This window comes from Microbacterium sp. NPDC097977, from assembly GCF_040302605.1.
Taxonomy (GTDB): Bacteria; Actinomycetota; Actinomycetes; order Actinomycetales; family Microbacteriaceae; genus Microbacterium.
Map to the genome: position 1 here is coordinate 1 of NZ_JBEOUR010000099.1, position 9882 is coordinate 9882.

Sequence of the window (9882 nt, forward strand, 5' to 3'; positions counted from 1 at the left end):
CCGACGCAGCGCCCCACCGAGGGTCTGATCGTCGAGCTGGGGAGGTGTCAGCTCGCGAATGAATCGCCGCGCCTCGATGAGATTCGCGGCGGCGGTCTCGCGGGCGAGGCGAATGTGCTCGATCCCCGGGCGCGTATCGTCGGCGCGTTCCGCGGCGTGCAGCAGCATCTGGATGCTGGAGAGTCCTTGCGCGAGCGTGTCGTGGATCTCACGAGCGAGCCGCGCGCGTTCAGCGAGCACGCCTGATTCGTGTTCCTGTGCAGCCAACTGTCCACGGGTCGCGAGCAGTTCGGTGACCAGCGCTTCGCGCTGCTGGGCCTCCTTCGCCAGAGCCTGGTAGCCGAGGCCGATCAGCAGGGCGACGCCGGCGCCGACGAACGGACCGACGACGCCGCCGACGCTCCACCCGCCGTGGATGCCGAGTGCGCACACCGCGACGACCGTCGCCGCGAGGATGGCTGCGGATCCCATCCAACGCCCCAGCAGATGGAGGAACAGGAAGAACAGGGGGAAGACGAGGTAGGCGGCATCGGCGCTCATCCAGAGCAGGCAGAGCCACTCTGCGGAAAGGAGTGCCAACCAGATCAGTGTCACCGGCCGTCGGCCGCGCGAGAGGCGAGCGAGCAGCATGCCCGAGGCGTACGTGACGCCGACGATCAGCGCCAACGCCGTCGCGGCGACGCTCGAATCCGACGGGTCGAGCACCGCGCGGGCGATGACGAGCCCCGTCAGGGCGAAGAAGAGAACGTGCAGACCCGTCCGCAGACCCACGAACACCGGGGTCAGAGCGGTATGCACCATGGATCGAACTCTACGCCGCGGCGCCGAGCGGCCGCATCGTCCGAAAGGACGATCGAGGCGTCCTCATCCTGGGCGCGAAAGCTCGTCCCGGTGGCGGATGACCAGGATGACGCCCGCGGCGAAAGTGGAATGGTCGCCGCATCGGCGACAGGAAAGGCCACACCATGTTCGTCGCGTTACGCGATCTCCGCTTCGCCAAGGGGCGATTCATCCTCATCGGCTCGGTCGTCGCCCTCATCACCCTTCTCGTCGGGTTCCTCAGCGGACTGACGGGCGGCCTCGCCATCCAGAACGTCTCGGCCGTGCTCGCGCTGCCCGGAGACAGGATCGTGTTCTCCTCGCCCTCCGGCGGAGACGCTGCGGCCAGTTTCGCCGACTCCGCGATCACCGAGCAGCAGGCGATCGACTGGGCGGCGACGGCCGGGGTGACCGACGCACGCCCCCTCGGAATCAGCCAGACCCGTGCCGAGACCGCCGACACCCGTGCTGCGATCGCGGTTTTCGGTGTCGAGCCGGGGTTCGACGCCGATGCGCCCTCCGCAGACGGTCGGCTGCGACTGTCGGTGCCCGCCGCTGAGGCGCTCGCCGTGAAGGCCGGAGAGCAGATCGAGATCGCCGGCGTCTCCTACGACGTCGAGACGGTCGAGGGAGACGCGTGGTACAGCCACACCCCGGTCGTGCAGATGACTCTGCACGACTGGCAGGCGTACTCGGCATCCACCGGCAACCCCGATGCCTACGCCACGGTCCTCGTCGTCTCGGGCGCCCCCGATGGGGATGCTGCGGACGCGGCGAACGACACGATCTCCGAGACCACCCTGGGATCGCTGACAGCCCTGAGCACCTTCCGCTCCGAGATCGGATCGCTCCTGCTCATGGTGGCCATGCTCTTCGGCATCTCTGGACTCGTCATCGGGGCGTTCTTCACCGTCTGGACCATGCAGCGCAAGGGCGACGTCGCCGTCCTCAAAGCGCTCGGGGCGAGCACGCGGTCCCTGATCCGCGACGCGCTGGGTCAGGCGCTGATCGTCCTTCTGGTCGGCATCGGAGTCGGGTTGGGGCTGGTCACCGTGCTGGGCCTGCTCGCCGGCACCGCTCTTCCGTTCCTGCTGAGCCCCCTCACGACCATCCTTCCCGGCGGGATCATGATCGCCCTCGGCCTCGCGGGCGCCGCGTTCGCCCTGCGATCCGTCACCTCCGCCGACCCTCTCACCGCACTCGGGAGCAACCGATGATCCGTCTGACCGACATCACCCTGACCTTCCCCGACGGGGACTCCCGCGTGACCGCCGTGGACGGCGTCTCCCTCACCGCCCACCCGGGAACGGTCACCGGCATCACGGGCCCCAGCGGTTCGGGCAAGTCGAGTCTGCTCGCCGTCGCCGGCACCCTCTTGCGTCCGGATTCCGGCGAGATCCTCATCGACGGGCGTGACGTCACGGGGCTCGGCGCAGCCGAGGCGACGCGTCTGCGGCGGGACCGGATCGGAATCGTCTTCCAGCAGCCCAACCTCATCCCGTCCTTGACCGCCCGCGAGCAGCTGAGCGTCATGAACGAGCTCGGTGCTCCGCGCAGTCGACGCGGTCGCGCCGAGACGACCGCTCGCGCGGAGGAGCTGCTCTTTGCGGTCGGCCTCGCCGAGCACGCACACAAGAGGCCGCACCAGCTCTCCGGCGGACAGCGTCAGCGCGTCAACATCGCTCGAGCGCTCATGAACGATCCGAGCGTGCTCCTGGTCGACGAGCCCACCAGCGCTCTCGATCAGGAACGCGGGGCCAGGATCATCGATCTCATCCTGCGACTCACGGACGAACGGAACACATCGACGCTGCTGGTCACGCATGATCTCGTGCATCTCCCACGCATGCACGGGGTGCTGCACCTCGTCGACGGTCAGGTCGTCGACGCCGCCGTTCCGACGCGCTGAGCCGGGACGGCTCGTCTGAGTTCTGCGTGAACGCGCACTCCCGCCCCGCCGCTCACTGGGCCCGCATGAACTCCTCGGCGGCCTGCACCTGCGCGGCAGAGGGACGGATGCCGGTGTAGAGCACGAACTGCTCGAGCGCCTGTAGCGTCGCGACCTCGGCTCCGGTGATGACCGTCTTGCCGGCCGCCCGGGCCGCGGTGATCAGCGGGGTCTCCGCGGGGAGGGCGACCACATCGAAGACCACCGATGCGGCGGCGATCTGCGCGTCGGTGAACGACACGGCGTGCTCGTCCGCACCTCCGGCCATGCCGATCGGGGTGATGTTGACGATCACGTCCGCGGTCACCGCCTCGGCATCCGCCGTCCAGTCGAAGCCGTACAGATCGGCCAGCGCGCGGCCGCGGCCCTCGTTGCGCGCGGCGACCGTGACGCGGGTGAATTCGGCGTCGCGGAACGCGGCCGCGGTCGCCTTCGCCATCCCGCCGGACCCGCGCAGCAGGACGGATGCCGCGGGGTCGAGGCTGTTCTGCTCGATCAGCTGGGCGATCGCGCTGTAGTCGGTGTTGTACGCGGTGAGCACGCCCTCGTCGTTCACGATCGTGTTCACGGAGTCGATCGCGGTCGCGGACGGATCCATCCTGTCGACCAGCGCGATCACATCCTCTTTATAGGGCATGGAGATCGCGCATCCCCGGATGCCGAGTCCGCGCACACCCGCGATCGCCTGGGCGAGGTCGGTGGGGGCGAAGGCCTTGTAGATCCAGTTGAGGCCGAGCTCCTCGTAGAGGCGGTTGTGGAACCGGGTGCCGTTGTTGCTCGGGCGCGCCGAGAGCGAGATGCACAGCGTCATGTCCTTGTTCAGCATGGTCACCGCACCAGGCTACTCGCCGACGCTCTCCTCGAAATGCCGGGATGCAACCCCATGGCGAAGCCGCATCCACTCCCTTATGGTGAAGATGCATGCACAGGGGATCGATCGCCTCCGTCTTCCCCAGAGACGGACCGCCTTCCCCAGAGGCAAGGCGATCCGTGCATGCGATTGGGCCCTCTCGAGCGGTTCTGTCCCCAACGGGCCGCTCGAGAGGGCCGCTATCGGCGATCCTCTGATGATTTTCGGTTTTGTCCCCCAAATGGGGGACAAAACGGTTCCGGAGGGGTTAGTCTGGAATCTGACGCACCCTCCGGTCGTCTTCGGCCCTCATCGCTCCCCCCGCGGTGAGGGCCACACCATTTTCCGGGCAGGTTCGCGCGTGCGATCCATGACCGCGTATGACGTCTCGTGCAACATTTGGGTTACGGGCTGATCTCGGGACTTCCCCTCAGCGCGTGCTCCACTAGCGTGGAGCACGTCGGGGCATCCTGCGTCGGCTTCTTTCCAGCAGAACAGGCAGTACATGAGCACCCAGGGCACGGTTAAGTGGTTCAACTCGGAGAAGGGCTTCGGCTTCATCTCCCCCGACGACGGCGGCGCTGACGTTTTCGCGCACTACTCCGCCATCGAGTCATCCGGCTACCGCTCTCTCGAAGAGAACCAGCGAGTCGAGTTCGACGTGGCGCAGGGCCCCAAGGGCCTGCAGGCTGAGAACATCCGTCCGCTCTGAGAGCGGACGTACACAGACTCCCCGACCGGGGGTTGCGATCCGTCGCGGCCGCCCGGCGGGGAGTTCTGTGCTTTGTGGGCGGGATTCAGCTGTCTTCTCCCGCCCTCTCGGGAGGAGATCTGCCTGACGGGAGGATGCGTGCGGGCCGAGGGTCTCCCCCAGGGAGAGTTCTCCTCCCGAGGCGTCGAGCCCGCGGTCAGTTCAAAAGCAGTGCGCGCAGTTCGTCGGCGGATGCTGCGCGGAAGGCCGCCTCATCGCCTTCATGCGTGTCGCTGAAACCCCACTCGACGAAGACCACGGGCACGCCGTTCGCGTTGCCGCCCTCGACGTCGTGGTGACGGTCGCCGATCAGCACCGGCCGTGACACATCTGCGCCACGCTCGGCGAGACGACGCAGCGCCTCGGCCACGATGTCGGTCTTCGAGGCGAGGGTCGACTCGTCGGGGGTGGCTCCGACCGTGGTGAGGAAGTACGGCCGCAGCGCGAAGAAGTCGATGATCGCATCGACCTGGATCTCGGGCTTCGAGCTCGCCGTCGCCTGAGGAACACCGGCGGCGTGCAGATCACGGATGATCTCGGGCACACCGGGATAGGTCGCGACGTCAGTCGTGTACCCGTCCGCCTTGCCCAGGGTGCGGTAGAAGCTCACGGCCTCGGCGGACTCCTCGGGGGTCATGCCCGCCTGCGCCTGGAAGGACTGGAACATCGGCGGACCGATCCAGTGCACCAGCTCTTCCCTCGTCGGCGCCGGGTGTCCGAAGTGCGTGAGAGCGACATTCAGACGGCGGAGGATGCCGACCGATGCGTCGGCGATCGTGCCGTCGACGTCCCAGAGCACACACGAATAGGGGGAAGAAGCCATGCCTTCCAGCCTATGGGCAGCGGGCGATGCGACCGACCGCGGTGAACATCTGTGCAGACGGGGTCAGAACAGACGCGGGATGCCGGACTCGATGCCCTTCATGTCGTCGTAGTCGAGCACGAGGCAGCGGATGCCCCGGTCTTCGGCGAGCACGCGCGCCTGTGGCTTGATCTCCTGGGCCGCGAAGACCCCCTGCACGGGGGCGAGGTGCGGGTCGCGGCCGAGCAGCTCGAGATATCTGGTCAGCTGCTCGACGCCGTCGATGTCACCGCGGCGCTTGATCTCGACGGCGATCGCGGCACCGTCGGCATCCCGCACGAGAAGGTCGACCGGACCGATGGCCGTCGGATACTCGCGACGGACGAGCGTCGCGCCGTCGGAGATGCGGTCGACCTGCTCGGCCAGCAGGCGCTGCAGGTCGGCTTCGACACCGTCCTTCTGCAGCCCGGGATCGATCCCGAGGTCGTGCTGCGTGTCGTGCAGGATCTCGTAGATCTGCACACGCAGGGCATCGCCGGTCTTCTTGTGCGTGACACGCCACACCTCGGTGACGCCGGCGATCGACTCCTCCTCGCCGGGCTCTTCGGAAGAGAGGGAGCACGGCGGGCTCATCCAGTTCAGCGGCTTGTAGCTGCCGCCGTCCGAGTGCACGAGCAGACTCCCGTCGCCCTTGTGCACGAGAAGACGTGTCGCGAGCGGGAGGTGGGCATTGAGCCGCCCGGTGTAATCCACGGAGCAGCGGGCGATGACGAGACGCACCGTTCGAGCCTACTTCGTCGGACGCACTCCTCCTGCGGCGACGGTGTCGGTCGTCGGTGTTTCCCCATCTCCCGTGCCGCCGCCATCTTCCGCGATCGTGCCGCACTGCATCCTGACATTCTGGGCGAGCAGACCGAGGATGAGGAGATGACCGTGTCGATCGAACTGGTGACGATGATCGTGACCGTCGCATCGACGCTGCTGGGACTCGCCGCCGGGTTCGGGTGGATGATCACCCGCACGGACGCACGGTTCGAGAGTTTCGAGCAGCGGATGGATGCGCGGTTCGAGCGGGCGGAACTGCAGACGGACGCACGGTTCACGAGATCCGAGCAGCGGACGAATGCGCTGCTCGAGAGTTTCGAACAGCGGATGGATGCCCGGTTCGAGAGTTTCGAGCAGCGGATGGACGCGCGGTTCGAGAGGGCGGAACGGCGGATGGATGCACGGTTCGAGAAGTCCGAGCAGCGCGCGGATGCGCGGTTCGACCGACTGGAGACGGATATCGGCGAGGTGAAGATCGCGATCGCGCGGCTCGAAGGCCCGACGCCGCACCTTCTGGTCACACGCTGACGTTCAGTCCTTCGTCGCGGCCACAGGCTCTGCTGACATCTCGTCCTGGCGCAGCGGGCGCGCGGCGCCCGAGAACAGACCGGACATGACGACGAGGGCGACGAGGATGAACAGGGTGTTAAGCAGGCCGATGTGTTCGCTGATGAAGCCGAGGACCGGCGGGCCGCCGAGGAAGGAGATGTAGCCGATGGTCGCCGCGGCGCTCACCCGCGCGGCCGCCTTGGCCGGGTCGTCGGCGGCGGCGGACATGCCCAGGGGGAACCCGAGCGAGGCGCCCACGCCCCACAGGGCTGCTCCCACGAACACCAGCGGCAGACTCGGCGCGAGGATGAACAGCAGGATGCCGGATGCCGCGGCCACCGCGAGGATGCGCAGCACCGCCACGCGGCCGAAACGGTCGACGAGAGGTCCGCCGAAGATGCGCACGACGGTCATAGCGACGGAGAAGGTGGCGAGGGCGGCCGCACCGAGGGCCGTTCCGCCGCCGTGATCTTCGGCGACGCCGAGCGCGAGCCAGTCATTGGCCCCGCCCTCGGCGAACGACATCCCGAGCATGACCACGCCGATCGCGTAGGTGCGCGGCTCTCGCCAGGCCGACATCGCGACGTGCATCCGCTCGCGCCAGCGCCGCTTCTCGCCGTCGCCCTCGCTCGGATCGAGCGCCTCCTGGCGTCGGGGAACGCTGGCGATGCTGACGACGCCGATCGCGGCGATCAGCACCGCGATGACGAGGGTGTGCGTGAAGACAGTGATCTGCAGCTGCGCGGCGAGTGCTCCGAGCCCGGCTCCGATGACCGTGCCGAAGCTGAAGAAGGCGTGGAACAGCGGGAGGATCGTCTTGCCCGAGTGCTGCTCGATCGCCGTGGCCTCGACGTTCATCATGACGTCGACGCATCCGTTGCCGAGGCCGAAGAGCACCAGCCCGATCAGCACCACCGAATACGAGCCGACGACGTTCGTGCCGATCCCGATCAGCGCGACGCCCGAGGCGAAGGTGAAGATCGAGACCATCATCCCGGTGCGCGCACCGGTGCGCGCCATGATCGCGGGGCTCGTCGAGATGCCGATGATGGACGCGATCCCGGCGCCGAGCAGCAGCATGCCGACCTGCGCCTTGTCGACCTCGAGGGCGAGCTTGATGTCGGGGACCCGCGACGCCCAGGTGGCGATCGACAGACCGCTGGCGAGGAAGATCGCGAAGATCGCCGTGCGCCAGCGCACATACTGCGACCGGGAGAGAGCCGTGTCCATCGGATCAGCATATCGAATCGATTCGATCGCGCGGAACCCGGGGGAGCTATCCTCGGAGTATGACCAGTCACGACACCCCGCGCCGCGCGACGATCGCCGACGTCGCCCGCGCGGCAGGGGTGGCGACGTCGACGGCATCCGTCGTCTTCAGCGGCAAGGCGAGTGTGGCCGCAGCCACCCGTGAGCGCGTGCTCGCCGCGGCGGCCGACCTGGGCTACGCGGGTCCCGACCCTCGTGCGGCCTCGCTGCGTCGCGGACGCAGCGGCATCGTCGCGGTCGTGCTCGAGGGACACCTGCGCGCGGCATTCCTCGATCCGGTGACCACTGCGATGATGGACGGTCTGACCGACGGACTCGCGGACATGAGCGCCGGCATCCTCCTCATGCGAGACGACCCGGGCGACGACGGCTCCCCTCTCTCGAATGCGCCGGTCGATGCGGTCGTTCTGATCGGCTGCTCGGGTCGCACCAAGGCATCGCTCGACATCGTCCGCAGCCGCGGGCTTCCGGTCGTGGTGATCGAAGGCGATGCGGGCGAGGGGATCCCGAGGATCACCCTCGACAACACCGCCGCGGCCGCCGATGTCGCGCGCCACCTGTACGACCTCGGACACCGCGAGGTCGCCCTGGTGACCCTGCCCCTCGACACCGAGGGAGAACGAGCACCGGTGACGCAGGAGCGCATCGCCGCGGCGACGGTCGACGTCACGGTCGATCGCCTCGCCGGTATGCGCGAGGTGTTCCCGACGGCTCCCGCGATCTCGGCGGGCGGCAGCCTGATCGACGAGGGACTGCTCGCAGGTCGGATGCTGCTCGCGGATCCCGCCACGCGACCGACGGCGATCCTCGCGCAGAGCGACCTGATCGCGGTCGGCGTCATCCGTGCGGCGGAGGAGCTCGGATTGCGTGTGCCCGAGGACCTCTCGGTGGCCGGATTCGACGGGATCGCCGCAGACGGCCTCGGCGATCTCGTGCTCACGACGAGCGTGCAGCCGGCTGTCGAGAAGGGACGTGCGGCCGGCGAGCAGGTCGCCCGGATGCTGCAGGGCGAGACCGGACTCACGCTGCACCTGACGTGCCGGTTCCGCGAGGGAACGACGACGGCACCGCCGGCGCGCTGACCCCGTCAGCTGTGGGCGGGACCGATCGGCAGCGTCGATGTCCCGAAGTCCCGGATCGTATAGCGCCCGCAGTCGATGATGTCCGTGGGCACGACAGCCTGCGGAAGCTCCCATGGCACCGTCTGCGAGTCCTCGACGAGGAACGAGACCTCGCCGACATCGGCGTCGTGGCGGTTCACGAGCCAGGCGTAGGCGTTCAGCCGGTGATCCACCTGCACCAGCTGCGACGGATCGTCGAGATGCAGCTTCGGCAGGCGGACGGTCCAGAACTGCCCGGCTCCGGTGCGACCGGACCCCTCGACCCAGTCGGTGACGCAGGCGAGGTCGGCATCGGGGGCGGAGGCTGCGGCGGTGAGCCGCGGCACGCTGAGGCCGCCCCCGACCAGCAGGAGGACGCCGGCGACGGCGGCGGTGCGGCGGCGCAGATCGGCCGACACCCGGAGCGTCGTCGGCCAGGCCACGAGCGCGAGCACCGGCGCGAACGCGAGGGGTTGCAGGTAGCGCGAGGCATGGGTGCCGAGCACGACCGCTCCGACGACGACGACCGACGGCGTCGCCCACGCCACGGCCGCGATCAGGCGCGCGCCGACATCGGGTGACCGAGTGGTGCGCACGACGGCGAGGGCCAGCAGCGCGACGGTGATCAGCAAGCCCACGAGCCCGAAGGGCGAGACGATCCGATCGCCGAGCAGCCCCAGGTAATACTCGGCGGAGTCCCGCCAATGGCTCGGCTGCGCGTATCCCGCGCCCGTGTTGGCGATCCATGCCGCGAACGGAATACGAGCGAGCATCCCCGCTGCCGCTGCTCCGAGGAGAAGCGCTGAGAGCATCAGGATGCGGGTGCGCTGCGGTGCGCGGACGGCAAGGACGACGAGCACGAGCACGAGAGGTGCGACGCCCCACGCGATGAAGAGGGGATTCGAGAACGTCGACACCAGCGCGACCGCGGCGAGGACGATGACCATGGCCGGGCTGCGCGACTCGCGG

General features: G+C 68.4%; 10 protein-coding genes and 1 pseudogene. 5 read left to right on the top strand and 6 right to left on the bottom strand.

Annotation, left to right across the window (positions count from 1 at the left end; genetic code table 11):
* The coding region (locus ABTZ43_RS15825) for a sensor histidine kinase (protein ID WP_350539484.1) at nt 1-801 on the bottom strand (801 nt) is incomplete at its 3' end.
* 164 nt (nt 802-965) lie between these two features.
* On the opposite strand from ABTZ43_RS15825, the gene ABTZ43_RS15830 reads away from it, so the two are divergent.
* Nucleotides 966-2036, top strand: a complete 1071-nt coding sequence (locus ABTZ43_RS15830) for an FtsX-like permease family protein (RefSeq protein ID WP_350539485.1) — start codon at nt 966-968, stop codon at nt 2034-2036.
* Nucleotides 2033-2728, top strand: coding sequence for an ABC transporter ATP-binding protein (locus tag ABTZ43_RS15835; protein WP_350539486.1), 696 nt, complete (start codon nt 2033-2035; stop codon nt 2726-2728). The genes ABTZ43_RS15830 and ABTZ43_RS15835 overlap by 4 nt, the downstream gene beginning before the upstream one ends.
* Nucleotides 2729-2780: 52 nt before the next feature.
* On the opposite strand, the gene ABTZ43_RS15840 is transcribed toward ABTZ43_RS15835, so the two are convergent.
* On the bottom strand, nt 2781-3593 hold the full coding sequence (locus ABTZ43_RS15840) for a shikimate 5-dehydrogenase (RefSeq protein ID WP_502885416.1): 813 nt from the start codon (nt 3591-3593) through the stop codon (nt 2781-2783).
* Between the two features lie 529 nt (nt 3594-4122).
* On the opposite strand from ABTZ43_RS15840, the gene ABTZ43_RS15845 reads away from it, so the two are divergent.
* Nucleotides 4123-4329 carry a cold-shock protein gene (locus tag ABTZ43_RS15845; protein WP_042540947.1) on the top strand — a complete coding sequence of 69 codons (207 nt, stop codon included), beginning with the start codon at nt 4123-4125 and terminating at the stop codon, nt 4327-4329.
* 196 nt (nt 4330-4525) lie between these two features.
* On the opposite strand, the gene ABTZ43_RS15850 is transcribed toward ABTZ43_RS15845, so the two are convergent.
* Together ABTZ43_RS15850 and nucS are read right to left on the bottom strand one after the other, a co-directional pair.
* Entirely contained in the window at nt 4526-5191 is a 666-nt protein-coding gene (locus tag ABTZ43_RS15850; RefSeq protein ID WP_056414267.1) for an HAD hydrolase-like protein, read from the bottom strand.
* Nucleotides 5192-5254: 63 nt separating this feature from the next.
* Nucleotides 5255-5950 carry an endonuclease NucS gene (gene nucS / locus ABTZ43_RS15855; RefSeq protein WP_045252593.1) on the bottom strand — a complete coding sequence of 232 codons (696 nt, stop codon included), beginning with the start codon at nt 5948-5950 and terminating at the stop codon, nt 5255-5257.
* Nucleotides 5951-6097: 147 nt separating this feature from the next.
* Here nucS and ABTZ43_RS15860 point away from each other — a divergent pair, with 147 nt between their 5' ends.
* On the top strand, nt 6098-6523 hold the full coding sequence (locus tag ABTZ43_RS15860; protein WP_350539488.1) for a YggN family protein: 426 nt from the start codon (nt 6098-6100) through the stop codon (nt 6521-6523).
* Between the two features lie 3 nt (nt 6524-6526).
* Here ABTZ43_RS15860 and ABTZ43_RS15865 read toward each other — a convergent pair whose 3' ends face one another.
* Nucleotides 6527-7774, bottom strand: a complete 1248-nt coding sequence (locus tag ABTZ43_RS15865; RefSeq protein ID WP_350539489.1) for an MFS transporter — start codon at nt 7772-7774, stop codon at nt 6527-6529.
* Nucleotides 7775-7833: 59 nt separating this feature from the next.
* Between ABTZ43_RS15865 and ABTZ43_RS15870 the strand changes: the two genes are divergently transcribed.
* Nucleotides 7834-8895 (top strand): LacI family DNA-binding transcriptional regulator, encoded by a 1062-nt coding sequence (locus ABTZ43_RS15870; RefSeq protein ID WP_350539490.1) that lies wholly within the window; start codon nt 7834-7836, stop codon nt 8893-8895.
* Between the two features lie 5 nt (nt 8896-8900).
* Here the strand turns inward: ABTZ43_RS15870 and ABTZ43_RS15875 are convergent.
* Nucleotides 8901-9882 (bottom strand): annotated as a pseudogene (locus tag ABTZ43_RS15875) (hypothetical protein); the annotation flags it as partial.